Source organism: Flavobacterium inviolabile (assembly GCF_013389455.1).
GTDB classification, from domain to species: domain Bacteria; phylum Bacteroidota; class Bacteroidia; order Flavobacteriales; family Flavobacteriaceae; genus Flavobacterium; species Flavobacterium inviolabile.
The window spans coordinates 1,462,353-1,488,832 of record NZ_CP058278.1; the positions used below are offsets into that span (position 1 = coordinate 1,462,353).

The window sequence follows — 26,480 nt, forward strand, 5'->3', positions numbered from 1 at the left end:
CAATTTTTAAAAAGTTAAGTTTACACCCAATGTTATTGATCGTTGGATTGGCTGTGCATAAATGTTACCAAATGTTTCCGGATCAAAATAACCTTTGTAATCAGAACTAATAACGAAAAGATTTCTTCCCTCAACGCTGAATCGAACATTCTGAATGCTCATTTTTTCAGTTACCGCTTTCGGTAAGGAATACCCCAAACGAATACTGCTGATTCTTAAATAACTCATTTCTTCTACCCAGGTATCCAAAAGCGCATAAGTGTTAATTGGCGATGCGTTTGCAAACCACTGGTATGCCATCCAGGAATCTCCGGTACCGGATTGCTGACCTACGATTCCCGGTAAGTTAGAATTCGGGTTGGAAGGCGACCATGCATTTAAAATATCTGTGGTGAAGTTCTGACCTCTGTCCACTTGTGTTCCGTTGTATGGTGGTCTTTTAACAACCGTTTGTTTTAAATTAAAAGCTGTTGAAACCGTTAAATCGAAATCTTTAACCTTAAAAGTATTGATAAAACCTCCTGTAAATTTAGGATCCTGGTCACCCATATAGGTGAATAAATTTCTGAATTCCGATGCGCTTAAAGCAGACTGGGATAATTCTCCCGGCAGGAAATCGGCATACGGGTCAAACAATTTAAAGAAATTCACAGCGCTAACTACTTCACCATTGTTGTTTAAAAACTGTGGATAGCCATTAGCATCGATTCCGGCAGTTTTCAAAGCGAAAACGGCATTAACCGGATAGCCTTCTCCTGATGGCAGGTAGCTGTTCGCTCTCACTTCTACACGGTCAATATTACTCTTGTTATGCGCAAAGTTAAAGTTGGTAGACCATTTGAAATTAGGATTATCAATGTTCTTAGTCGATAATGAAATCTCAAAACCTTTGTTCGTTACCTGAGCCCAGTTCATGTTTGTATATTCGAAACCGTTTTCAAGCGGTAAAGCACGGATACCTAATAAATCGGTACTCTTTCTGCCATATAAATCTGCTGCTACATTAATACGGTTTTTCAAAACACCTAAGTCCAGACCAAAGTTAACGTTTTCTGTTTTCTCCCAACGCAATTTGCTGTTTGGAGGACTGGTCACCACAATAGTCGGCTCCGATTGTCCCGGAAGAATACTGGTGTTGTTATAGTTTCCTACTACGAACGGAGAAGTACCTTTGTCTATATTTCCTTGTAAACCGTAAGAAGCACGAAGTCTTAAATTGCTAATTGTCGGAACATTGTCTTTTAAGAAGTTCTCTTCTGAAGCTAACCAGGAACCGGAAATAGACCATAACGGAAGGTATTTGTATTTAGGATCCACTCCGAATAGATCGGAACCGTCATATCGCACACTTCCGAAAACAGTATACTTTCTGTCGTAGGTATACGAAGCTGTTGCATAGAAAGAAGCAAAAGCATTCTCGTTTTTCGTTCTGTTGTACATTTTATAATCGGAACTGTTTGCCGTTTCCTGATTCGGGAAAATTGGCTGAATAGTGTTTCCGGTTTTACGGTCATAACCAAATCCTCTGGTATAGATACTCGTATTATAGGTTCTTCTTAACTCATTACCCACAAGAAGGTCTAATTCGTGTTTCTCATTGAAAGTCTTGTTGTAGGTTAACTGTGTTTTTACGTTATACTGGAAAAAATCGGTATTCCAGTTTTGAATGATCCCGCCATCCGGTAAGAAATAGTAATAATTTCCATTGCTGTATCGTCTGGTTTTTTCTCTTTCCTTACGGGAGAAATATGTTTCTTTTCCGGCATATTTTTCGGTACCGGAATTATCCAGCTGTAAACCGATTTGAGAAGTCAGTTTTAAATCATTGGTGATTTTATACTCCAGATCAAAAATCGCTTTTAATGCTCTTGTTTTTAATTCATACGAAGTGTTTTCTCTTTCTTCCAGGAAGTTGAACGGAACATAACGATCCGAATATCCCTGGATATCTTTGTCATATACATAATTACCGTTGGCATCAATTGGTGATAAATACGGATTAGCACTACGGGAATAATTAGCAGGATTGGTAAAAGCATCCGTATCGGAAATATAGGAAGTATTTTTACTCTGACTTCCGAATAAACCAACACCTACTTTAAACTTGTCTGATAATTCGTAATTGTTTTTTAACGTAAGGTTATATCTTTCAAAACCGGTTCCTATGGTCGCTCCTTTTTCGTCATAGTATCCTAATGAGAAATAGTAATCTGATTTTTCACCACCACCGGAAATACTCAATCCGTATTGTTTGTTCACGGCTGTACGGTATAATAAATCGCCCCAGTTGGTTTGATTTTTACGCAAAGCGTTAATGGCCTGCTGCGTTCCCGGAGTCAATGCAGAGAATCCACCGGTTCTGTAAGCGCTTAATTCGCCGGCACCGTTAAGGATACGGGAAATTTCACCGTTTCCGTCTCTGTAGGTTAAATCAGAACGTCCTGCCAAAGCCAGTTCGAAATCCACTTTCTGGTCGGCATTCATTAAATTTAACTTCGAAAAATCCGGTTTTTGCGTTACGAAGGTATTGGCAGTGAAATTCACCGCCATTCTTCCTTTTTTACCTTTTTTAGTGGTAATCACGATAACACCGTTAGCCGCTCTTGCACCATAAATTGCTGTTGCAGCGGCATCTTTTAAAATAGTAATATCTTTAATATCATCCGGATTTAAACCGGCAATAGAAAAGTTATTCAACTGGTCAATATTGTCTTTGTCATTAAATTTCGGAACGTCATTTCCTTCTAACGGAAGTCCGTCCAATACCCATAGCGGATCCTGCGGTCCGGAAAGAGAGGCAGTACCCCTGATCCTGATTTTTGCAGCACCACCCGGGGCACCATTTCCGGGAGTAACGGCTACACCGGCAACCTGACCCGCCAATAACTGGTCAACGCTGGCAACACCGGCTTGCTGAATGTTCTCCATGTCTACTTTAGTCAGGGCAGCTGTAAGTTTACGTTTCTCAATTTTCTGATAACCCGTAACCACAACTTCCTGCAATTGATTCATGTCGGCTTTCAAAGAAACATTATAGTTACTTTGTGACGACAGGTCAATCAGATATGATTGGTAGCCAATAAAACTAACCCGAAGGCTTTTTACATCTTTGGAAATTTCCAATTTGAAATGCCCATCCATATCGGTAACTGTTCCGACACCGGTACTCTGAATAATACCATTTTGTTCCGTTTTGTTGGAAATGGATTGGTTCTCAACATATACCGAAACACCCGGCATAGGTAACTTATCTTGGGAATCGGTTACCTTTCCGGTAACCGTCCTGGTTTCTTGGGCATGGCTAACATAGGAGAGGAGGATAGCCATTAAAAAAATTAGTTTTTTCATTTTTGTCAGTCAGTTTATAGTGGATTGTTTAGTGCTTTGTCAATACGATTAATTAAATCGGCATAATGATTTCGGGTTTCCTGGTTTCCGGTATTCTTCTTCAATCTTAACAGTTGCAGAATCTTGTTTAATTCTCCTTTCTTTTCGGATGTTACCTCGGTAACTCTTTTTAAAGAAGACTGGTTGATATTTCGCACCATTCGATCTTCATGAAGATGGTTACATAAGGTTGGCATACTCAGTGTTTTCGAAAACTGTAGCGATTTCTTGGCATCCGTTTTTTCAAACAGTTTGTTTGTGGAAACGATCAATACATCTACATAGTTCTTTTGTGTCATACGCTCCAGAATGGATAGTGATTTATTCTGAAGAGTAGCCCCGAAGATCTGCTGATGTACTTTACCAAACAAATTACTTACCGTGAACAATTTATCTTTACTGTTGTTTCGTTGATACAATTCGTTTTCAATCATACGAAGCAAACGCTCATCGCTGAAAAGATCATATAAAATACCATACTGCAATTCTCTCGACAGGGTATAAGGCGTATATTCATAAGGGCCAACCGGCGAATCTTTTAATGGATTGGTTTTGTCAAGTATTGAATTGAAAAACAACCATTCCGGAATTGTAATCACATTTCTAAGCAAATAATCGGTTGCTTTTCGCTGCATTGCTGCCGGAACCGGAATATAACTGGCCTTGTTGTCACCGTGTACTGTAGTGTTCAGATACACACCGCCAATATTGTTCAGTACATGACGGTTGTATAATTGCCATTGCCCGATAGTTCCGATATATAATTTCCCGGTTTCATAGTAAGACTCGTCTTTGTCGTATGTCCAGGTCAGTATATTATTGACAACGCGTTTTAAATTCTTTAAACCGTATTCACTGGCTTTAACAGCGTCATTTCCTAAGTCTTCCGACTGAGAACGAGGGTCAATTATAGCCGCACCGTCCTGCTGTTCACCGTAAAAGTAAATAGGATCATGCTGATGTTTTGTGATTAAAGCGTTCAATTTTGTTTTTTCTTCCGTTTCATCTGGATACCATCGGTATCCCCATTCTATCGCATATTTGTCATATTCTCCAATTTTAGGAGTAATCGCTGTAACACCGTCTTCCGGTTGTGCCACATAGTTATAACGGGCATAATCCATGATTGAAGGTGCTGTTCCGCCCATCTTTTCAGTAAACGCTTTGGAACGAAGTGAATCTACTTCAAACGCAAAAGAAGAGCCCATATTGTGTTTTAATCCAAAAGTATGCCCCACTTCATGCGAAGAAACAAAACGGATCGCTTCTCCCATGTGTTCATCACTAAATTTATTACCTCTGGCTTTCGGATCTATTGGTCCGGTCTGGATACGCATCCAGCTGTGCAAAGAGGTCATTACATTGTGCCACCAGATAATATCGGCTTCTAATATCTCACCGCTTCTCGGGTCTACTACAGACGGGCCCATTGCATTTGCTTTTGGTGAAGCAGCATAGGTAATTACCGAATAGCGCACATCATCTACATCAAAATCGGTATCGGCTTCGGTAGGTTCCTTAGCGATTACTGCGTTCTTGAATCCTGCTTTTTCAAAAGCGGCCTGCCAGTCATGTACCCCGTCAATAATATATTGTCTCCACTGTTTCGGAGTGGATGGGTCAATATAATACACTATAGGTTTTTTAGGTTCTACCAATTCCCCTTTCAGGTATTTTGCTTCATCTTCTTTTTTAGGTTCCAATCGCCAGCGGGTGATCAATTCCTTTTCAACCATGGCATGCTGGGTATCGTTAAAATACCAGTGCTTTTCTGTAAAATAACCGATGCGTTTGTCTAAAAAGCGGGATTGCATCGGAACCTTGTCCAACAATACGATATTGCTGGTAACACCTAAAGTTACGGATAAAGCAGGTCCGCCTTCGCTGATAGAGGTCGTTAATTGCGATTTTACCACCACATTGCCCGGAAAGGTCTTTACACTTTCTATATACGATAAATCAGACTTAACAGATCCGCCAAATCCAATCGAACTCAGTACATCGTTAAAACTCTTCTGCTTTCCGTCAAAGATCTTGTTTACTTTAATGACTACTGCTGTCGAATCACTGTTTTTGGTTTCAATGTCAAAAACCTCAATAATGGATTCCGAAAAATTGTTTTTTACCGATTCGGTTATCGCATCCGTTTCCGGTGAAGAAACTTTTGGCAGGAATGATTTCACCCATACTTTTTTGGCAACCGTATCTTTGTAAAAGGTGATTACTTTGTTTTCATAATTCATTCCTTTGTTTAATCCGGCTTCATTAACCTGCATCGGTACTTGCGATAATTTGTTTACCACAAGGAATTCTCTCCCCATTAAACTATCGGGAATTTCAAAATAAATATCGGTCTTGACCTGAATCGTATTAAAAAGCCCTTTTTTCAAAGTTCCTTTTTTTAATAATTCTGCGTAACCTTTTGTTTTTGTAATCGTAGTGTCTTTTGTCGTTTCTGATTTTGTGTCTTTTTGCTTTTTCTTTTGGGAAAATGCGGCAACATTACTTAGTAAAAACAATAATATCAATACATATTTTGTGTTTGATATGAATGCCTTTTTGCTCATCTATGTTAAGTTTAGGTTAAATAATTATCGCGAAATTTAGAAGCTTTGGCGGCGATAAAAAAACAAAACGGAGTGAGTGGCTATTTTTTGAGAGTGAGTGCTCTTTTTTTAATCAATAAGGGGTAGGATACAAATGAAATTTCCGTTTTCTTCAAATGTTTTGAAGTCTTTTTTCGAATAATAATTATATATACTTTGTAAATATTTCAGCCCAAAATTATTACTTTGTTCAGGACTGGCCTTTTTTTGTAAATTATTGCTAATAATTACGCTGTCTTTTTTAATAATAATGCGGGTTTTTAAAGGCGATTCGATGGTCGCAGAATTGTGCTTTATCACATTTTCAATACAAATCTGAAGTGCCAGGTATGGAATATCTTTAATCAGACCCGAATCTTCTTCAATTTCAATGGAAAACTGCAATTCTTCATTGAACCGCGTCATCTGTAAAAAGATATATTTCTCTATAAACGATAGCTCATCGCTCAACGGAACGATGTTTTCCTGCGGCGGATCGATAAGATAACGGTAAATTTTGGAAAGATTCAGCGTGAACTTTTTAGCGGTTTGTGCATTGACATCAATCAGCATATAGAGTGAATTCAGCGTGTTGAATAAAAAATGCGGATTGATCTGTTCCTTCAGCTGTTGCAGCTGAATCAGCGCTTTCTCTTTGGTAACCTTTTCGTTTTCCAGTAATAAATTGTTTTTGTCCTTGATCAGGGCTTCTTTTTCCAGATATTCCTTCCGGTTGGCACGATTGAACAGATAGAAAACAAAAACCAGGATAAATGTCGTGGTCAGGTAAATGGCCGAAGCATATTTTTTGACATTGTTTACATTCTCATCGGCAATCATTTTGGGGAAGTTAATACAGATGTACCAGTCGATACCCTCAAAATGAAGCGGTTTTACAAAGCGGATAACGTCCAGCTGCAGGTATTCCGACATGGCAATCTCCTCATTGTAGTCCGTTTTCCTTTTGAAAATAGTATCGGAAGGCTTCAGGTTGGAAAAAGTAAAAATGTTTTTACCGTTCTTTTCAATATCCGGATGGAAAATGCAGGTACCGTTTTTGTCAAACACAAAAGCATAGTTCGGCGCATTCTCATCTATCGTGGAAAAATACTGATGCAGCTTTTTTAAATCAACATCATAACCGTAACGGATGGCCGTTGTTTCGTCTTTTCTGATTTTAAAATAATTGCGCCAGATTAAAGTATCGCCCTTGCGGAGAATAAGACTGGTGTTTTCTTCCTTATTAATAGGATCGACCAGCAGATTGAGATTCTTTTCAAAAGACGTTTTTTGAGAAGAACTGTTGCTGTAAATTTTGCCGTTGTTAATCTGGAACCAATTGGAGATAACAACGGGATTGCTAAGCTGGATCGCATTTAAAACCGAAAGGTTGTTGGCCAGATTCTTGTCGGTACTGATTTTTAAAACCTGGTTGACATTCTTTTTCTGCTCCAGTAATCGCGAAAACTCCTGCTGGAAAACATCATATTTCTTTAAAAAACTTCTTTGTGCAATTTCCTGATTGGATCTTTCGGTGATTTTGGTGATCAGGTTGCTCAAAAAATAAATAGCAATCATGGTCATAACAATGACGCCAAGACTGGTTATTAAAAACGTTCTTCGGGAAATAGTATTTTTTAAAGGAAATCGCAAAGATAAATCAGTGTTTAGTTTTCATATATAAGGTAAGGTGCTCTTGTTTTTTGAAAAGCAGTCAGCCCTTTTTCCCATGTTTTCCGGATCTCCGTTTCGCTCAGTCCGGATTCGATTTGTTGTTGTAACTTTTTAGTGCCGGCTAATTTACTAAAGAAACTGTTGAAAAAAGCTTTTTTATCGGTAGTTTCCTGATACGCCTTTATCAGCCACTTCAATTCTAAACGGGAAACGGGAGTAGCCTGCGACAGGTCTTCACCATAGCATAACTTTCCGTTGTAAGGCGGTTCTTTAGCACCGGTATTGGGCGATGGCGTAAAGCTGAAATCGGATTTCGGTAAAAACGGAGAACCGTAAAGCTGGAATTGTTTATCTGTTCCGCGGCCTACACTAACATTTGTTCCTTCAAAAAAACACAGGCTGGCATATAAATTTATCGATTGGTCATTCGGAAGATTTGGTGACGGTTTCACCGGAAGGCTGTAAGCCAGCGTTCTTTTGTAATTGGAGCATGGGATTATCTCCAGCGGACACTGAATCCCATTCTTTAACCACTTTTCCCCATTGATCATTTTACCGTATTCCCCGATGGTCATACCGTGCAAAACTGGGATAGGGTGCATTCCTACAAAACTGGTAAACTCTTTCTCCAAAACGGGTCCGTCAACAATTTTGCCATTCGGATTCGGTCTGTCCAGGATAATTAAAGGAATGTTTTCCTCTGCACAGGCTTCCATGATATAATGTAAGGAAGATATATAGGTGTAAAAACGCGCACCGACATCCTGTAAATCAAAAACCAGGACGTCAATATCTTTCAGCTGTTCCGGTTTTGGTTTTTTGTTGCTGCCATATAGGGAGATAATCGGTAATCCGGTTTTGGTGTCTTTACCGTCTTTGATTAATTCACCGGCATCGGCAGTGCCTCTGAAACCATGTTCGGGAGCAAATATTTTTTGAACATCAATTTTATTGGCCAAAAGAAAATCAACCAGATGTACCGGTTGGGCTGTTTTCTTGCGGGAAGCATTATAATTTACAATACCGGTCTGATTGGTAACCACCCCGATTTTTTTGCCTTTTAACAACGGCTGGTATTTTTCAAAATTATCGGCACCGGTAAGTATTTCGTTCTTTTTTGAATCCGCTGCTGCAATACTGCTTGAAGTTGCTGTTTTTTCTTCTTTACTCTTAATGATAGAATTTCCACAGGAAACTGTCGCTAAAACCAAGAATAAAACTGTATTTTTGAAAACCGAATTTGATATCATAAGACTTGAGATTAGAATATTTTATAGCAAAAAGATTAATTACTACTAAAAACTATAAAAGTAGTATTTCTGCACCAATAATAAAAATTGCAATTGCAGCCATCGCGATCGGTATTGTGATGATGATTGTTTCCGTGGCGACCGGAGTAGGATTGCAACAAAAAATACGCCAGAAAATTGCCGCATTCAACGGACACGTTATTATTTCTAATTATGATAACAACCAATCCGAAGTGAGTGTGGAGCCCATTTCTATAAATCAGCCGTTTTATCCGAAGTTTAAAAATGTAGAAGGCATCAGCCATGTTCAGGCTACAGCTTCCAAAGCCGGGATTATCCGGACGGAAAATGCATTTGAAGGAATTGTATTTAAAGGAGTGGGGAAAGATTTTAGCTGGGATAACCTGAAAGAATATATTATAGCGGGCAGGATCCCGAATTTAAAAGCTGGTTTGAATGCCGAAGTGATCATTTCGCAATATCTGGCAAACAGACTCCAGTTAAAATTAGGCGATAAATTCAATACGTTCTTTATGAAAGAGGACGGAGGGAATAACCAGATGCCGAATTTGCGCCGGTTTGAAATTGTCGGTATTTATAATTCCGGATTTCAGGAATTCGATGCCTCTTATGTATTGGGTGATATCCGCCATGTCCAGAGAATCAATAAATGGAGTAAGGATGAAGTAGGAGAATTTGAAGTGTTTATTGATGACTTTTCAAAGATCAAAGAAAAAGGAGAGGAGATCTATTCCGAAATTCCGCCTACCTATAATAGTATGACTATCCAGGATAAATACTTTAATATTTTTGAATGGCTGAAACTATTCGACTTTAATATCGTAGTTATCCTTATTATTATGATAGTAGTGGCAACCATTAATATGGTTGTGGCGCTATTGGTACTCATTTTGGAGCGTACGCAAATGATTGGTATTTTGAAATCGATAGGTGCCAACAATTGGATGATCCGGAAAATATTTCTTTACAATGCCTTATACCTTATTATAAGAGGACTGTTTTTTGGAAATGTTATCGGGATAGGTGTGTTGTTGATCCAGAAATATTTTGGAGTTGTCAAACTAAATCCGGAAAACTATTATGTTACCGAGGCGCCGGTGGTTATTGATATACTATATATAGGAGCATTAAATGCAGGTACGATACTGGTGTGTCTGGTTGTTTTGTTCATTCCGTCCTATATTATTACTAAGATTTCGCCGGTAAAAGCAATCCGATTCGAATAATGACGGTCAAAAAGTGGTCACCAAGAAATTTTTAAAGCAATAAAAGCGTAGCCCCGGGTATCACCCGGGGCTTTTTTTTGATTTTTTACTCGTCTTTTATACTATATATAAGGAGTACTGTAAAAAGAAAATACAACAAAAACCATTGCGGAAGCCTTGTTTTAATAGGGATGGTGGCGGATAAGCGGGATTTGCACCAAAATCCCCTAAAAATAATTTGTTATATTAAGGATTAGTAATCAGTTTGTTAAGTAATTGTTTTGTAGAAAGGCAAAAAATAGTTTAGAAATAGTTTGGAGAAGAGTAAAAAGGTGCTACTTTTGCACCCGCAATCAAGGCGAAGTTCATTAGATATTGAGGTTGAATCGGAGTGAAAAAGGGATTAAAAAATTTTTCAAAAAAGATTTGGCTAAATGGAATAAAGGTTTTACCTTTGCAGCCCGCAAAAACGGGAAGTTCATTGAGAGATTGCGTAGGATTTTTGAGTTAAGAAGCTTTTGAGAAGCTTGAAAAAAAAACTAAAAAAAATCTTGCGAGATTAAAAAAGGATTTCTACTTTTGCATCCGCTAACTGAAAGGCTAGCGGCTCAGAGCTTAGGCTTTGAGGGGAATAAAAAAGAAGACACGTTCATAGACATATTGGATTGACAGCATATAAAGAGAGAGTAAGATTTTTCGAGTAGAAGAATAAGCTAGATAATTTATCGACAATATTAAAAATATACGATGAAGAGTTTGATCCTGGCTCAGGATGAACGCTAGCGGCAGGCCTAACACATGCAAGTCGAGGGGTAGAGGAAGCTTGCTTCCTTGAGACCGGCGCACGGGTGCGTAACGCGTATGCAATCTACCTTGTACAGAGGGATAGCCCAGAGAAATTTGGATTAATACCTCATAGTGTTATCGAATCGCATGGTTTGATAACTAAAGTTCCAACGGTACAAGATGAGCATGCGTCCCATTAGCTAGTTGGTGTGGTAACGGCATACCAAGGCAATGATGGGTAGGGGTCCTGAGAGGGAGATCCCCCACACTGGTACTGAGACACGGACCAGACTCCTACGGGAGGCAGCAGTGAGGAATATTGGACAATGGGCGCAAGCCTGATCCAGCCATGCCGCGTGCAGGATGACGGTCCTATGGATTGTAAACTGCTTTTATACAGGAAGAAACCCTACCACGTGTGGTAGATTGACGGTACTGTAGGAATAAGGATCGGCTAACTCCGTGCCAGCAGCCGCGGTAATACGGAGGATCCAAGCGTTATCCGGAATCATTGGGTTTAAAGGGTCCGTAGGCGGTTTAATAAGTCAGTGGTGAAAGCCCATCGCTTAACGATGGAACGGCCATTGATACTGTTAGACTTGAATTATTAGGAAGTAACTAGAATATGTAGTGTAGCGGTGAAATGCTTAGATATTACATGGAATACCAATTGCGAAGGCAGGTTACTACTAATATATTGACGCTGATGGACGAAAGCGTGGGGAGCGAACAGGATTAGATACCCTGGTAGTCCACGCCGTAAACGATGGATACTAGCTGTTGGGCGCAAGCTCAGTGGCTAAGCGAAAGTGATAAGTATCCCACCTGGGGAGTACGTTCGCAAGAATGAAACTCAAAGGAATTGACGGGGGCCCGCACAAGCGGTGGAGCATGTGGTTTAATTCGATGATACGCGAGGAACCTTACCAGGGCTTAAATGTAGAGTGACAGGACTGGAAACAGTTTTTTCTTCGGACACTTTACAAGGTGCTGCATGGTTGTCGTCAGCTCGTGCCGTGAGGTGTCAGGTTAAGTCCTATAACGAGCGCAACCCCTGTTGTTAGTTGCCAGCGAGTCATGTCGGGAACTCTAACGAGACTGCCGGTGCAAACCGTGAGGAAGGTGGGGATGACGTCAAATCATCACGGCCCTTACGTCCTGGGCTACACACGTGCTACAATGGCCGGTACAGAGAGCAGCCACTTAGCGATAAGGAGCGAATCTATAAAACCGGTCACAGTTCGGATCGGAGTCTGCAACTCGACTCCGTGAAGCTGGAATCGCTAGTAATCGGATATCAGCCATGATCCGGTGAATACGTTCCCGGGCCTTGTACACACCGCCCGTCAAGCCATGGAAGCTGGGGGTACCTGAAGTCGGTGACCGCAAGGAGCTGCCTAGGGTAAAACTGGTAACTGGGGCTAAGTCGTAACAAGGTAGCCGTACCGGAAGGTGCGGCTGGAACACCTCCTTTCTAGAGAATGATAAATATTTAGTTTATCGAAAGGGAAATATTACTCTCGCTGTTAGTTCAAATAATACACTTAAGAAAGAAACAGAGTCTCGTAGCTCAGCTGGTTAGAGTACTACACTGATAATGTAGGGGTCGGCAGTTCGAGTCTGCCCGGGACTACTATTTTAGACTTAAGAGAAGGAAATTCTGGAAGTTGGGATTCACAATTTAATTCTGAATTCGAAATTCGGGACAAATTGGGGGATTAGCTCAGCTGGCTAGAGCGCCTGCCTTGCACGCAGGAGGTCATCGGTTCGACTCCGATATTCTCCACGATTCCGAGAGGAAAAACCGTTCATTGACATATTGAGATAAGAAAATATTTAAAAAATAGAAAGCACAGTAATTTTGGGTTCTGCTAGCAATAGTAGAATTTAAGATAAAAGTACAATAAGCAAAATAAGGGCGTATGGGGGATGCCTAGGCTCTCAGAGGCGATGAAGGACGTGATAAGCTGCGAAAAGCTGCGGGGATTGGCACATACGAGGTGATCCGCAGATATCCGAATGGGGCAACCCACTATGTTGAAGACATAGTACACCGATAGGTGAGTGAACCCGCTGAACTGAAACATCTAAGTAGGCGGAGGAGAAGAAAACAAAAGTGATTCCGTAAGTAGTGGCGAGCGAACGCGGATTAGCCCAAACCAATGTTGTTACGGCAATATTGGGGTTGTAGGACCACGACATTTCTTGCGGATTGAATTAGAATAACCTGGAAAGGTTAACCAAAGAGGGTGATAGTCCCGTATAAGTAAGAGAAGATAAGGATAGTGGTATCCTGAGTAGGGCGGGGCACGTGAAACCCTGTCTGAATTTGGCGGGACCATCCGCTAAGGCTAAATACTCCTGAGAGACCGATAGTGAACCAGTACCGTGAGGGAAAGGTGAAAAGAACCGTGAATAACGGAGTGAAAAAGATCCTGAAACCATACGCTTACAAGCGGTCGGAGCCCTTTCGTGGGGTGACGGCGTGCCTTTTGCATAATGAGCCTACGAGTTACCGTTGCTGGCAAGGATAAGCACTTCAGGTGTGGATCCGTAGCGAAAGCGAGTCTGAATAGGGCGCCATAGTCAGTAGTGGTAGACGCGAAACCGTGTGATCTACCCATGGGCAGGATGAAGCTGTGGTAACACACAGTGGAGGTCCGAACCGGTTGACGTTGAAAAGTCTTCGGATGACCTGTGGGTAGGGGTGAAAGGCCAATCAAACTCGGAAATAGCTCGTACTCCCCGAAATGCATTTAGGTGCAGCGCTGGCTTAAGTTATATAGAGGTAGAGCTACTGATTGGATGCGGGGGCTTCACCGCCTACCAATTCCTGACAAACTCCGAATGCTATATAATGTTTACCAGCAGTGAGGGCATGGGTGCTAAGGTCCATGTCCGAGAGGGAAAGAACCCAGACCATCAGCTAAGGTCCCCAAATGTATGCTAAGTTGAAAAAACGAGGTTTGTCTGCCCAGACAGCTAGGATGTTGGCTTGGAAGCAGCCATTCATTTAAAGAGTGCGTAACAGCTCACTAGTCGAGCGGACGAGCATGGATAATAATCGGGCATAAGTATACTACCGAAGCTATGGATTTGCGATTTATTCGCAAGTGGTAGGGGAGCATTCTAACAGGGTTGAAGGTGATATGTGAGTATTGCTGGACTGGTTAGAAAAGAAAATGTAGGCATAAGTAACGATAATGCGGGCGAGAAACCCGCACACCGAAAGACTAAGGTTTCCTCAGCTATGCTAATCAGCTGAGGGTTAGTCGGGTCCTAAGGCGAACCCGAAAGGGACAGTCGATGGCCAACGGGTTAATATTCCCGTACTACTTATAATTGTGATGGAGTGACGGAGTGATGAAAGTACCGCGAACTGACGGAATAGTTCGTTAAAGCACTTAGCTATAGGCCCTGTAGGCAAATCCGCAGGGACTGGTGAAATGCGATAGTACTCGGAGTCTTCGGACAAAGAGATAGTGTACCTAAGGGCTTCCAAGAAAACCTTCTAAACTTAGATTATAAGTACCCGTACCGTAAACCGACACAGGTAGTCGAGGAGAGAATCCTAAGGTGCTCGAGAGATTCATGGCTAAGGAATTAGGCAAAATAGACCTGTAACTTCGGGAGAAAGGTCGCCAGCAGCAATGCTGGCCGCAGTGAAAAGGTCCAGGCGACTGTTTATCAAAAACACAGGGCTCTGCAAAATCGTAAGATGAAGTATAGGGCCTGACACCTGCCCGGTGCTGGAAGGTTAAGAGGAGATGTTATCTTCGGAGAAGCATTGAATTGAAGCCCCAGTAAACGGCGGCCGTAACTATAACGGTCCTAAGGTAGCGAAATTCCTTGTCGGGTAAGTTCCGACCTGCACGAATGGTGTAACGATCTGGACACTGTCTCAGCCATGAGCTCGGTGAAATTGTAGTATCGGTGAAGATGCCGATTACCCGCAGTGGGACGAAAAGACCCTGTGCACCTTTACTATAGCTTAGTATTGCCCTTGGATAAGTGATGTGTAGGATAGGTGGGAGACTATGAAGCGGCTTCGCTAGGAGTTGTGGAGTCATTGTTGAAATACCACCCTTTGCTTATCTGAGGCCTAACCCCGCGTTGCGGGGGACATTGCTTGGTGGGTAGTTTGACTGGGGTGGTCGCCTCCAAAAGAGTAACGGAGGCTTCTAAAGGTTCCCTCAGCACGCTTGGTAACCGTGCGTAGAGTGCAATGGCATAAGGGAGCTTGACTGAGAGACATACAGGTCGATCAGGTACGAAAGTAGAGCATAGTGATCCGGTGGTTCCGCATGGAAGGGCCATCGCTCAAAGGATAAAAGGTACGCCGGGGATAACAGGCTGATCTCCCCCAAGAGCTCATATCGACGGGGGGGTTTGGCACCTCGATGTCGGCTCGTCACATCCTGGGGCTGGAGAAGGTCCCAAGGGTTGGGCTGTTCGCCCATTAAAGTGGCACGCGAGCTGGGTTCAGAACGTCGTGAGACAGTTCGGTCTCTATCTACTGTGGGCGTTAGAAATTTGAGTGGATCTGACTCTAGTACGAGAGGACCGAGTTGGACAAACCTCTGGTGTATCTGTTGTTCCGCCAGGAGCACCGCAGAGTAGCTACGTTTGGAAGGGATAAGCGCTGAAAGCATATAAGCGCGAAACCCACCACAAGATGAGATTTCTTTTAAGGGTCGTGGAAGATGACCACGTTGATAGGCTATAGATGTAAAGGCAGTAATGTCATAGTCGAGTAGTACTAATAACCCGTAAGCTTATGTACGCGGTTCCCCCGCTTCGGTGGGGGAAGCAACTTTCTTTTAAGATTAAATAATTTTTATCTCAGTATGTTAAGATATTGTTCATTCGAATTTGGTTTAAAAAATCAAACTCAATGAAACCTTGCTCAAAGCAATGGTACCTATTAAGGTGGTTATTGCGGCGGGGCTCACCTCTTCCCATTCCGAACAGAGAAGTTAAGCCCGCCTGCGCAGATGGTACTGCAATCCTGTGGGAGAGTATGTCGCCGCCTTTCTTTTGAAAACCCTATCCATAACGGATAGGGTTTTTTGTTTTAAATAAAATTGCGAATCAGGCAATTACCCTTTCTCCACACTTTTTCCAGACTAAAATGTAGAATAATTCTACACACTGTAACAGTTTCTACATTGTTTTTTCTAAATAAATAATTTTGTTTTTTATTGTAAAAAATTGTTTTTCAATTGGTTGCGTGTATTTGCTGTTGCTGTTGGCATTCTGGTATGTTTTTTTCATATAGGTTTAGTGTAACACAATTTAACAACCTGTAAAATTTAATATTATGAAAAATTTACTTTTATCAACAGTTTTAGTTTTAGGATTAGGAACAATTGCTATGGCAAACAACGTTTCAATTTCAGAGGTTCCATCAATTGCTATCTATCAGGATAAAGAATATAAAGAAATTAAACCATCAGAAGTAAGTGCTGATGCGTTGAAAAAAATTGGTGAAAAATATGCAGGATACACCTTAACCGGTGCTGCTGTTGCCGCTGACGGTGAATACAAATTAACATTACAAAAAGACGGAAAGTCTGTAGTAGCGTTGTTTTCATCAACAGGCGAATTCATCAAAGAAGCTTAATTATTGGAATGTAGTAAGGTGAATAAGTAGAATTTTTCTACTCAGTGAGAGGAGGCTTTGCCTCCTTTTATTGTTTATATACTTTTTGGACTTAACATTTATTAACAACCAAAAACGTTAAATTTGTACGGTTTCAAATTTAATTTTAGATGAGTTCGAAAATATTAGTTGTTGATGACGATATCTCTTTCTGTGTAATGCTGAAAACCTTTTTGGAGAAAAAGGGATTCGCTGTAACCAATGTTTTTTCTGCAAAAGAAGCAGAGACGGCTTTGGAAAACGACAGCTTTGACATTGTACTTACAGACATACGCTTGCCGGATAAAGATGGGATTGAGCTTTTAAAATTAATTAAATCAAAATCTTTCAGCACACAGGTTATCCTGATGACGGGTTATACTGAAATCAGAACAGCAGTAAATGCAATTAAGCTGGGTGCTTTTGACTACGTTGGGAAACCGATAAATCCGGATGAAATCCTGCACACTATCAACCAGGCGTTGTCAAAGAAAGGAATGCCGCAGACTGCTGCAGTAGTGACGGATGCTCCTGTAAAAGAAAAAAAGAAGCCGCAAAACCAGGATTTCCCTTTTGTAAAAGGAATAAGCGATCATTCCAATCAGCTGCATGATTATATCGGTTTAGTGGCACCAACCAATATGTCTGTCCTGATTATAGGCGACAGCGGAACCGGAAAAGAATATATTGCCCATACAATACATTTGCAAAGCAAGCGAAAAGACAAACCGTTTATTGCGGTCGACTGCGGAGCTATTCCGAAAGATCTGGCTTCCAGTGAATTCTTCGGCCACTTAAAAGGATCTTTTACCGGTGCGATCAATGATAAAACAGGTCATTTTGAAGCGGCTAATGGCGGAACGTTATTTTTGGATGAAGTGGGGAATCTTTCCTATGAAGTCCAGATACAGCTGCTCCGGGCTTTGCAGGAACGCAAAATAAAACCGGTGGGCAGTAATACCGAAGTGGGTGTCGATATACGCGTTATCGCGGCAACCAATGAAGATTTACAGGAAGCGGTGAAAAGAGGCGATTTTAGAGAGGATCTATACCATCGTCTGAACGAGTTTAGCGTTAAGGCGCCAAGGCTTTCCGAAAGAAAAAACGACATACTGATTTTTGCCAATCACTTTCTGGAAATGGCAAATAGTGATCTTGAAAAAGATGTGCTGGGATTTTCTCCGGATGTCACCGATTTGTTTCTCACGTATGACTGGCCGGGGAATTTAAGAGAAATGAAAAACATTATCAAACGTTCCGTTTTATTGTCCAGAGGCGATACGGTTTTAAAAGAGGTTTTGCCTCAGGAAATGTTTGAAAACAATTTTCAGGATAAAAACGAAAGCGAATTTTTGCTTTACTCGTCAAAGGATGAAGAAAAAGCCATCCTTGATGCCCTGGAAAAAGTGAAATTCAATAAAACCAAAGCAGCCCAATTGCTGGGTATAGACAGAAAAACACTCTACAATAAAATAAAACTGTACAACATCGAGCTTTAATCCAGCTCGATGTTGAGTTTTTCGATCAGGTTGTTCATCTGGTCGGTCAGTGTTTTCAGGTAAACGGTACGATCCGCTGCCTTAAGATCCAGTGTTTTGTCTTCCAAAGGGATCAACCGGTCTACAATAGCATAGGCTTCCATTTGTTTTAACATCGGAATCAGCCTGTGTGCGAGCTGTGCAACGGCATCCCAGTCGTTATTTTGAGCAGCCGTGTTTAGCGCTTCCATATTTTCGGTACTACTTTTTATAAAAACCTTTATGATGTTGTTCAGGGCAGTTTTGTCATTCTGGGTAAACTGGTTCAGACTGCTTAAGTCATATAGTTTTTCGGTACTTTCCACCGCCGTGTCATATTTTATTTCTACCGGGGTATTTCCTTCAAAAATAGCCTGTAATTGCTGTAATAACTTATCCAGCTGAATCGGTTTCGGATGAAAAGTGATGAATCCTTTCCGGATAAAATCTTCCTGGATTAGATCGCGTTTGCCTGTCAGGGCAATTACGGGGATTTTCCGGATGGAAGCGTCCTGTTTTATTTTTTCGACCAATTCAAAACCGTCCATTTTGGGCATTTGAATATCACTGAGTACTAAATCGAAATGATTTTGTTTTAACAAAGCCACCACTTTGGAAGCATCGGTTGTTGTGGTAACCGAAACCGGATAATTGGCAAATATTTCTTCCATCAGTTTTAACTGCATAGGATCGTCATCAACGATTAACAGCTGTTTGTTTTCCAGGTAATCGTATTTCTTTTCCTGATTGTCGGAAACGGAATGCCGGTTTTGATCCGGGGCTTTTACATTCGGGATTTTAACCGTAAAGGTCGATCCGGTATGTTCTTTGCTTTCCAGTGAAATACTGCCGCCTAAAAGCTCCATGATGCGTTTGGCGATGGTTAACCCTAATCCGGTACCGCCAAATTTCTTCTCAATACCCGAATGTGCCTGAGTGAATTCTTTAAACACGGCTTTTTGCTTGTTTTTCGGAATTCCGATTCCGGTATCGGTAACGGCAATCGAAATCCAGTCGGCGTCTTTGCTAACGGAAACACTTACAGAACCTTCCTGGGTAAATTTAATGGCATTGGTAACCAGATTGGTCAGAACCTGTTTGATCCGGTACGGATCGGAAATATAAAGTGCATCCAGTTCTTCAGGGACATCCCAGCGCAGTTGGATCCCTTTGTTAGCAGCATTCGGAACCAATGGCTGGCAGGTATTTTCAATCAGATCCTTAAAATTGAAATTAATTGCTTCAATCTTTATTTTGTTGTTTTCCAGTTTTGAAAAATCAATCAGGTCATTCACCAGCTTTAGAATATAATGTGAGGAGTGCCTGATGTTGTCCAGGTATTGCAGCTGCTTCGGCGTAACCGGTGTGTTTTTTAATAAATCGGAAAAACCGATCACGCTACCCAAAGGTGTCTGAATGTCGTGTGTTACGGTTGCCAGCAGCATGGTCTTGCTTCGGAGTAAGTCTTCTTTTTCCGAATTAAGGCGTTCCAGCTGCTGCCGGTATTTCTGATTGATGTTCAGGTCACGAATAATAATCAGCCCGAAAAGCAATACCAGTAATAAGGCAGCGGCGCCAATCCAGGCGATATTTTTGGTGGTTTTGCTGATGGCATATTTGGAATCGTTGATCTTCTGATAGGATTTTTGCAGAATTTCTTTTTCTACGGAAGTAAGCACATTGCGGAGCTGGTCGGATATAACCCTGTTCTCATCCAGTAGTTTCTGTTCTCTCATGAACAGCTGACTTTTGATGCGGTTTTCTTTGGTAACAACATCCGAAATGATCTTTTCAAAAGCCAGTACCAGCGAGTCATTCGAAACCGGTAAAATGCTTAAGGAATCCCGTTGATGCGGATTGAGCACATTGTCCAGAAATTTCCGGATCTGCGAATTGTTCCGGGCACGGCTGATGGGCTGGAAATTGAGCACCAGCGAATCTTTAACATTGTATATTTTAGTAATGGCTTTGTCCAGATTGTTCTCGTGGCTGTATTTTTTACGGAAGTTCAGAATTTCACTGATACTGCGTCTTTTCTTTTGCAGCAGCATCTGGATGGAATCAAATTTGGCAAGCTGATTTTCTTCGGCATCCGTTTTTATGGTCTCGATCTCAGCATTGATACTGTCTAAAAGGCGATGGTATTCCCGGATGCTGCTTTTGCTTTCGGTAAGCATGGCCGCTCTTCCCACAGCTTCGGAGGCATACAGATTGGTAACCACATTACTGATCATCAATATTTTCTTATTCTCTTCGGAAGCCGTTTCTTTTGGGGTGGCAATCTTTAAAATTTCAGAATAGATATACCAAACGGAAATAATGGCAATAACGATTAAAAAGAAATAACCTATTACGACTTTAAATTGTAAGGACTTTGCTTTTTTATTCATTCTATAAAGATAATTTATCTGAATTTTTATTCAAAAAAAAAGTCCAACATTGCGTTGGACTTTTCGTTTTATGATGAAAACCTTAGGAAATAAGGCTTCTTGAAATAACAATTTTTTGGATTTCTGAAGTTCCTTCATAAATCTGGGTGATTTTTGCATCACGCATCATACGCTCTACGTGGTATTCTCTCACGTATCCGTTTCCGCCGTGAATCTGTACCGCTTCGATAGTAGTATCCATTGCTACCTGTGAAGCATATAATTTTGCCATAGCACCCGATTGTGAAATATCCTGTCCGGCATCTTTTTCACTGGCTGCTTTAAAGCAAAGCATTCTTGCCGCAGTGATTTGTGTTGCCATATCGGCTAATTTGAAAGCAATTGCCTGGTGTTTGAAAATTTCTTTACCAAAAGCTTTACGCTCCTGAGAATATTTTAAAGCCAGTTCGTAAGCTCCGGCAGCAATACCTAAAGCCTGGGAAGCAATACCAATACGGCCTCCGTTTAATACACCCATTGCAAAGTTAAAACCAAAACCGTCTGCACCGATTCTGTTTTCTTTAGGTACTTTAACATCTGTAAACATTAAAGAGTGTGTATCGGATCCGCGGATACCCATTTTTTGTTCTTTTGGTCCGATCTCAAAACCAGCCCAGCCTCTTTCAACGATAAAAGCATTGATACCTTTATGTCCTTTTTCTACATCTGTTTGTGCAATTACAATATAAGTAGAAGCAGTATTACCATTTGTAATCCAGTTTTTAGTACCGTTTAATAAATAGTAATCCCCTTTGTCAATTGCTGTTGTTTTTTGTGAAGTAGCATCAGAACCGGCTTCCGGCTCCGATAAACAGAAAGCACCAATAACTTCTCCTTTAGCAAGAGGAACCAAATATTTTAATTTTTGTTCTTCGTTACAGTATTTTTCAAGACCTGCACATACTAAAGAGTTGTTAACTGACATAACAACTGCAGCAGAAGCATCAATTTTAGCAATTTCTTCCATCGCTAAAACATACGAAACGCTGTCTAATCCTGCTCCGCCATATTTTGGATCTACCATCATTCCTAAGAAACCAAGTTCCGCCATTTTCTTTACCTGTTCTTCTGGGAATTTTTGGTGTTCATCTCTTTCAATTACACCCGGTAGTAATTCAGTTTGAGCAAAATCACGAGCCGCTTGCTGTATCATTAAATGCTCTTCAGTCAGTTTAAAATCCATTTTAATTTAAGTATTTTGTTTGCGTGTTTTTTTAAAAAGTTCCCAAATATAGGGTATAAATATCATACTTTCAACTGGATTGCCTAATTTTAACCCATGCAAAATAGTGTATATAAAGTTATCGGTGTAATGTCAGGGACTTCCCTGGACGGAATTGATCTGGCAGTCCTGGTTTTTACTTTTCAAAATCAAAAATGGACCTATACAATTCAGGAAAGTGCCACGGTGGGTTATTCTGCTGATTGGGTTGTAAAATTAAAAGAAGCCGTTTCGTATTCTGAATCCCGGCTGAAAGAACTCAATAAAAACTATACGGAATTGTTAGCGAAGGTGATTCGTGATTTTATAAGCCGGCATGACATTCAGGAAATTGATGCGGTCTGTTCCCACGGGCATACGATACTGCATCAGCCGGAAAAAGGATTTACGCTGCAGATTGGCAATCTTCCGGAAATAGCCGCACTTATTCATCAGAAAGTGGTTTGTGATTTCAGGGTTCAGGATGTGGAACTGGGCGGACAGGGTGCGCCTCTGGTTCCGATTGGCGACCGCCTGCTTTTTTCGGAATATGACTACTGTCTGAATCTGGGTGGTTTTTCCAATGTGTCCTTTGAAGAGAACGGGGAACGCATCGCTTTTGATATTTCTCCGGTAAATACGGTGCTGAATTTTTATGCCGGTAAACTGGGTTATGATTATGACGACAAAGGGAAGCTGGCTGCTCAGGGAACTGTTTCGGAAGCCTTGCTGGCCGAATTGAATGCGCTGCCGTTTTATCGCAAACAGTATCCGAAATCACTGGGGTTTGAATTTGTAAAAGAAACGATTTTCCCGATCATTGAACTGTATCCCATTACTGCAGAAGCAGTGTTAAGAACGTTTACGGAGCATATTGCTTTCCAGATTGCCGAAGCGTTGCCGGTTAAAAAAGGAAAACTGCTGGTAACCGGCGGCGGTGCCTACAATGATTTCCTGATTGCACTTTTGAAAGGTCATTTGCCGGACATGACCATTGCCATTCCGGATCCGAAAACAATTGAATTTAAAGAAGCCCTGATCTTCGGATTATTGGGCGTTTTAAAACTTCGGAATGAAGTCAATGTGCTGGCCAGCGTTACCGGAGCCAGGTATAATCACAGTTCCGGAAGAATTTATGATATACAGTAAAAACTTTGAGACTTTAAGAGTTTCAAGCTATATTTGTGCCACTTAAAAAACAACAATACAATAAAATTATATACAATGAAAGATTTATTGAAGAAATTCGAAAATAAAGAGCCGGAAGTAGTATTCCATTGGAAAGATGCTGAAACAGAAGCAGAAGGTTGGACGGTAATCAACTCATTAAGAGGTGGAGCAGCCGGAGGAGGAACCCGTATGCGTAAAGGATTAGACATGAATGAGGTTCTTTCACTTGCCAAAACAATGGAAGTGAAGTTTTCGGTTTCGGGCCCGGCTATTGGCGGTGCAAAATCTGGAATTAACTTTGATCCTAACGATCCGAGAAAAAAAGGTGTATTACAACGTTGGTACAAAGCGGTTTCGCCATTATTAAAAAGTTACTACGGAACCGGTGGAGATTTGAATGTTGATGAGATCCACGAAGTAATTCCGATGACAGAAGAATGTGGGGTATGGCATCCGCAGGAAGGTGTTTTTAACGGACATTTTAAACCGACAGAAGCTGATAAAATCAACAGAATTGGACAATTACGCCAGGGAGTTGTAAAAGTGATTGAAAACACGACTTTCTCTCCGGACATCAACAGAAAATATACGGTTGCCGATATGATCACCGGTTATGGTGTGGCGCAGGCGGTACGTCATTTTTATGATATTTACGGTGGTAATGTTGCCGGTAAAAAAGCAATTGTTCAAGGATTCGGAAATGTAGGTTCTGCTGCCGCATTCTATTTAGCAGAAATGGGTGCGAAAGTAATCGGTATCATCGACAGAGACGGTGGTGTGATCAAAGAAGACGGCTTTACATTTGAAGAGATCAGAACATTATTCCTGAATAAAGACGGTAATAAATTAGTAGCAGACAATATGATCCCTTTTGAAGAGATCAATGCTAAAATCTGGACTTTAGGAGCGCAGATCTTTACGCCATGTGCAGCTTCAAGATTGGTAACAAAAGAACAGCTTGACAACATGATCGCTTCCGGATTGGAAGTTATCTCTTGTGGTGCGAATGTTCCTTTTGCCGATAAAGAAATTTTCTTCGGTCCTATTATGGAAGAAACCGATAGCAAAGTGAGTTTAATCCCTGACTTTATTTCCAACTGTGGTATGGCGCGTGTATTTGCCTACTTCATGGAGAAAAAAGTTCAGATGACGGACGAAGCTATTTTTAACGATACGTCCGATACGATTCGCAAAGCCATTGAAAAGGCACATGCGCTAAATGCTGACAAGAAAAATATCAGTGCGACAGCCTTTGAAATAGCACTAAAACAACTTTTATAATTAAAAAACACCCAACGAAAGTTGGGTGTTTTTTTTAACTAATAATTATTTACCTTTATCTCCGTTATATAAAAAGGAATAATATTTGCTAATACTATAAAAAGCATCTTATTTAATAGACAATGAAAGGATTCGAAACGGAACAGGAAAAGAAATCATTCGTAATAACAACCATCTTATGCGGGCTTATTGTTGCGCTGTTGTTTCTTTTGAAATTTACGTCCAGTCTTGATATCATGCAAATGCAGCTGGAAGGCGGAGGCGGAGGTGGTATTGCCGTAAATTTCGGTGATAGCGATGTGGGTTCCGGGAAAAACTTCCAGAGCGAGGTTTTAAACGTAGCCAATCATGCTAAAGCAACTCCGGCAGCTCCGGCACCGGAGGAGGAAATAATCGGTCAGGATTATGACGATGCTCCGGTAGTGGCAACAACTAAAAAGACAGAAAAAACAAAACCGGTTGATAAACCGGCAGTGGTACCGGAGAAAAAACCGTCCAAATCGACCAGTGATGCCTTGGCAAATTTGTTAGGCGGATCTAAAAACGGTGGTGACGGCGATGATAAAGCCAGTGGCAATAAAGGAAAACTGGACGGCGATAAAAATGCTTCCGGTTATTATGGCGGCGGCGGTTCCGGCGGTGGAAAAGGTTCCGGTGACGGAACCGGTGAAGGCAGCGGATCGGGATCCGGAAAAGGCGGCGGTTATGGAAGCGGTAACGGAACCGGTGTTGGAAACTACCAGCTGGCCGGACGTAAAGCGATTTCGAAACCACGTCCTAATTATAACTGCAATGAAGAAGGGCAGGTTGCCGTAGCGATCGAAGTGGACAAAAACGGAAAGGTTATTGGTGCAGAACCCGGAGTAAGGGGGACAACCAATGCCGCGAAATGTCTGCTGGACCAGGCTAAAATAGCTGCACTGCAAACAAAATTTGACCCAAACCCGGGCGCACCTGACAAACAGGTCGGGAAAATTATATATAACTTCAAGTTGACAGAGTAAAGAACTTCTTTACTCTTTTTCTTTTACAGCAAATGAATTATCAGGAAACTTTGAACTGGATGTTTGCACAACTTCCAATGTTCCAGCAACAAGGCGCTTCTGCCTATAAAAAAGATTTAACGAATACCTTACTGCTTTGCAAACATTTGAATAATCCTGAAAAAGGGATCAGAACGATACATGTTGCCGGTACGAACGGTAAAGGTTCGACCTCTTCAATGATTGCTTCCGTTTTGCAGGAAGCAGGATACAAGACAGGATTGTACACGTCGCCGCATTTAAAAGATTTCAGGGAACGTATTAAGATTGACGGTGTGGAAATACCGGAAACGTATGTTTGTGATTTTATAGCGCGTAATAAAGCTTTTTTTGAATCCGGTCATCTGAGCTTTTTTGAAATGACTGTCGGACTGGCTTTCGAGTATTTTAAGGACCAGCAGGTCGATGTTGCAGTGATAGAAGTAGGAATGGGCGGCCGGTTGGATTCGACCAATGTGATTGCACCGCTGGTTTCGGTGATCACGAATATCGGTTTTGATCATACGCAGTTTTTAGGCGATACTTATGAGGCGATAGCTTTTGAAAAAGCAGGAATCATTAAACCCGGTATTCCGGTGGTTGTGGGCGAATATAATGCCGCAACCCAACCGGTTTTTATTGCAAAAGCCAAAGAGTGTGCTTCGGAGATTTATTTTGCTTCCGATCTGGAACAGCAGGATTATCCGATAGCTTTGCTGGGCGATTACCAGGTGCACAATAAAAAAACAGTATTGCAAACTATTGATGTCCTGAAAAATGTTTTTACGATTTCGGAAGAAAATATAAAAAACGGCTTGTGGCATGTGGTTAAAAATACAGGACTTCACGGAAGATGGGAGCAGGTTCATAGCAATCCTAAAGCAATTTGTGATACGGCACACAATAGTCACGGGCTGAAAATTGTGTTGAATCAGATAAAAAAGGAACCATTTGAAAAATTATTCTTTGTTTTAGGAGTGGTAAATGACAAAGATCTGGAAACGATCCTGCCTTTATTTCCAAAAAATGCAAAATATTTTTTCTGTAAACCAAATGTTCAAAGAGGACTGGAAGCTTCCGTTTTACAACAAAAAGCAGCAGGATTTGAATTGTTTGGAGAAGTATATAATTCTGTTTCAGAAGCTTATGCGGAAGCGTTGCATACAGCGGGAAAAGACGACTTTATCTACGTTGGCGGAAGCACTTTTGTTGTAGCGGAAATTTTATAAATTTTTTTTCGATTTTGTTTGCAGATATAAAAAAGTGTCCTATATTTGCACCCGTAATCAGGAACACAATTACTGATTACAA

Annotated in this window: 13 protein-coding genes, 2 tRNA genes and 3 rRNA genes; 12 read left to right on the forward strand and 6 right to left on the reverse strand. The window is 41.1% G+C overall.

The window, feature by feature from the left end:
* Positions 1–6: 6 nt before the first annotated feature.
* The 4 genes from HW120_RS06385 to HW120_RS06400 form a co-directional block, all read right to left on the reverse strand.
* Positions 7–3,348, reverse strand: a complete 3,342-nt coding sequence (locus HW120_RS06385; RefSeq protein WP_177732215.1) for a SusC/RagA family TonB-linked outer membrane protein — start codon at positions 3,346–3,348, stop codon at positions 7–9.
* A gap of 14 nt (positions 3,349–3,362) precedes the next feature.
* Positions 3,363–5,954: a zinc-dependent metalloprotease gene (locus HW120_RS06390; protein WP_177732218.1), complete on the reverse strand. Its 2,592-nt coding sequence runs from the start codon at positions 5,952–5,954 to the stop codon at positions 3,363–3,365.
* Positions 5,955–6,062: 108 nt separating this feature from the next.
* Positions 6,063–7,625 carry a histidine kinase gene (locus HW120_RS06395; protein WP_177732221.1) on the reverse strand — a complete coding sequence of 521 codons (1,563 nt, stop codon included), beginning with the start codon at positions 7,623–7,625 and terminating at the stop codon, positions 6,063–6,065.
* A gap of 14 nt (positions 7,626–7,639) precedes the next feature.
* Positions 7,640–8,896, reverse strand: a complete 1,257-nt coding sequence (locus tag HW120_RS06400) for an exo-beta-N-acetylmuramidase NamZ family protein (protein WP_177732224.1) — start codon at positions 8,894–8,896, stop codon at positions 7,640–7,642.
* A 5-nt stretch (positions 8,897–8,901) separates the two neighbouring features.
* Between HW120_RS06400 and HW120_RS06405 the strand changes: the two genes are divergently transcribed.
* The 8 genes from HW120_RS06405 (at position 8,902) to HW120_RS06440 (ending at position 18,048) form a co-directional block, all read left to right on the forward strand.
* On the forward strand, positions 8,902–10,143 hold the full coding sequence (locus tag HW120_RS06405; protein WP_177732227.1) for an ABC transporter permease: 1,242 nt from the start codon (positions 8,902–8,904) through the stop codon (positions 10,141–10,143).
* A gap of 723 nt (positions 10,144–10,866) precedes the next feature.
* Positions 10,867–12,382 (forward strand): 16S ribosomal RNA (locus HW120_RS06410).
* Positions 12,383–12,467: 85 nt separating this feature from the next.
* Positions 12,468–12,541, forward strand: a tRNA-Ile gene (locus tag HW120_RS06415).
* Positions 12,542–12,620: 79 nt separating this feature from the next.
* A tRNA-Ala gene (locus HW120_RS06420) sits at positions 12,621–12,694 on the forward strand.
* Positions 12,695–12,809: 115 nt separating this feature from the next.
* Positions 12,810–15,691: ribosomal RNA gene (locus tag HW120_RS06425) — 23S ribosomal RNA — on the forward strand.
* Between the two features lie 142 nt (positions 15,692–15,833).
* Positions 15,834–15,943: ribosomal RNA gene (rrf, locus tag HW120_RS06430) — 5S ribosomal RNA — on the forward strand.
* The 16S, 23S and 5S rRNA genes sit together here with 2 tRNA genes alongside, the layout of an rRNA operon.
* Before the next feature lie 285 nt (positions 15,944–16,228).
* Positions 16,229–16,531, forward strand: coding sequence for a hypothetical protein (locus HW120_RS06435; protein ID WP_177732231.1), 303 nt, complete (start codon positions 16,229–16,231; stop codon positions 16,529–16,531).
* Between the two features lie 149 nt (positions 16,532–16,680).
* Positions 16,681–18,048, forward strand: a complete 1,368-nt coding sequence (locus tag HW120_RS06440; protein ID WP_177732234.1) for a sigma-54-dependent transcriptional regulator — start codon at positions 16,681–16,683, stop codon at positions 18,046–18,048.
* Here HW120_RS06440 and HW120_RS06445 read toward each other — a convergent pair.
* Positions 18,045–20,456: a hybrid sensor histidine kinase/response regulator gene (locus HW120_RS06445; RefSeq protein ID WP_177732237.1), complete on the reverse strand. Its 2,412-nt coding sequence runs from the start codon at positions 20,454–20,456 to the stop codon at positions 18,045–18,047. The genes HW120_RS06440 and HW120_RS06445 overlap by 4 nt on opposite strands.
* A gap of 82 nt (positions 20,457–20,538) precedes the next feature.
* Entirely contained in the window at positions 20,539–21,678 is a 1,140-nt protein-coding gene (locus HW120_RS06450) for an acyl-CoA dehydrogenase (RefSeq protein WP_177732240.1), read from the reverse strand.
* Positions 21,679–21,774: 96 nt separating this feature from the next.
* Between HW120_RS06450 and HW120_RS06455 the strand changes: the two genes are divergently transcribed.
* The 4 genes from HW120_RS06455 to HW120_RS06470 all read left to right on the forward strand — a co-directional run bounded on the left by HW120_RS06455 (position 21,775) and on the right by HW120_RS06470 (position 26,398).
* Positions 21,775–22,845: an anhydro-N-acetylmuramic acid kinase gene (locus tag HW120_RS06455; protein ID WP_177732243.1), complete on the forward strand. Its 1,071-nt coding sequence runs from the start codon at positions 21,775–21,777 to the stop codon at positions 22,843–22,845.
* A 75-nt stretch (positions 22,846–22,920) separates the two neighbouring features.
* Positions 22,921–24,147: a Glu/Leu/Phe/Val dehydrogenase dimerization domain-containing protein gene (locus HW120_RS06460; RefSeq protein WP_177732246.1), complete on the forward strand. Its 1,227-nt coding sequence runs from the start codon at positions 22,921–22,923 to the stop codon at positions 24,145–24,147.
* Between the two features lie 122 nt (positions 24,148–24,269).
* Positions 24,270–25,151: an energy transducer TonB family protein gene (locus HW120_RS06465; protein ID WP_177732249.1), complete on the forward strand. Its 882-nt coding sequence runs from the start codon at positions 24,270–24,272 to the stop codon at positions 25,149–25,151.
* Between the two features lie 32 nt (positions 25,152–25,183).
* On the forward strand, positions 25,184–26,398 hold the full coding sequence (locus HW120_RS06470) for a bifunctional folylpolyglutamate synthase/dihydrofolate synthase (protein ID WP_177732252.1): 1,215 nt from the start codon (positions 25,184–25,186) through the stop codon (positions 26,396–26,398).
* The last annotated feature ends 82 nt before the right edge of the window (positions 26,399–26,480 follow it).

What these genes read in the sequence shown, in the direction of transcription:
- HW120_RS06440 (WP_177732234.1), top strand. Translation starts at nt 16,681, where the DNA reads ATGAGTTCGAAAATATTAGTTGTTGATGACGATATCTCTTTCTGTGTA.
- HW120_RS06445 (WP_177732237.1), bottom strand. Translation starts at nt 20,456, where the DNA reads ATGAATAAAAAAGCAAAGTCCTTACAATTTAAAGTCGTAATAGGTTAT.
- HW120_RS06400 (WP_177732224.1), bottom strand. Translation starts at nt 8,896, where the DNA reads ATGATATCAAATTCGGTTTTCAAAAATACAGTTTTATTCTTGGTTTTA.
- HW120_RS06385 (WP_177732215.1), bottom strand. Translation starts at nt 3,348, where the DNA reads ATGAAAAAACTAATTTTTTTAATGGCTATCCTCCTCTCCTATGTTAGC.
- HW120_RS06460 (WP_177732246.1), top strand. Translation starts at nt 22,921, where the DNA reads ATGAAAGATTTATTGAAGAAATTCGAAAATAAAGAGCCGGAAGTAGTA.
- HW120_RS06435 (WP_177732231.1), top strand. Translation starts at nt 16,229, where the DNA reads ATGAAAAATTTACTTTTATCAACAGTTTTAGTTTTAGGATTAGGAACA.
- HW120_RS06465 (WP_177732249.1), top strand. Translation starts at nt 24,270, where the DNA reads ATGAAAGGATTCGAAACGGAACAGGAAAAGAAATCATTCGTAATAACA.
- HW120_RS06390 (WP_177732218.1), bottom strand. Translation starts at nt 5,954, where the DNA reads ATGAGCAAAAAGGCATTCATATCAAACACAAAATATGTATTGATATTA.
- HW120_RS06450 (WP_177732240.1), bottom strand. Translation starts at nt 21,678, where the DNA reads ATGGATTTTAAACTGACTGAAGAGCATTTAATGATACAGCAAGCGGCT.
- HW120_RS06470 (WP_177732252.1), top strand. Translation starts at nt 25,184, where the DNA reads ATGAATTATCAGGAAACTTTGAACTGGATGTTTGCACAACTTCCAATG.
- HW120_RS06455 (WP_177732243.1), top strand. Translation starts at nt 21,775, where the DNA reads ATGCAAAATAGTGTATATAAAGTTATCGGTGTAATGTCAGGGACTTCC.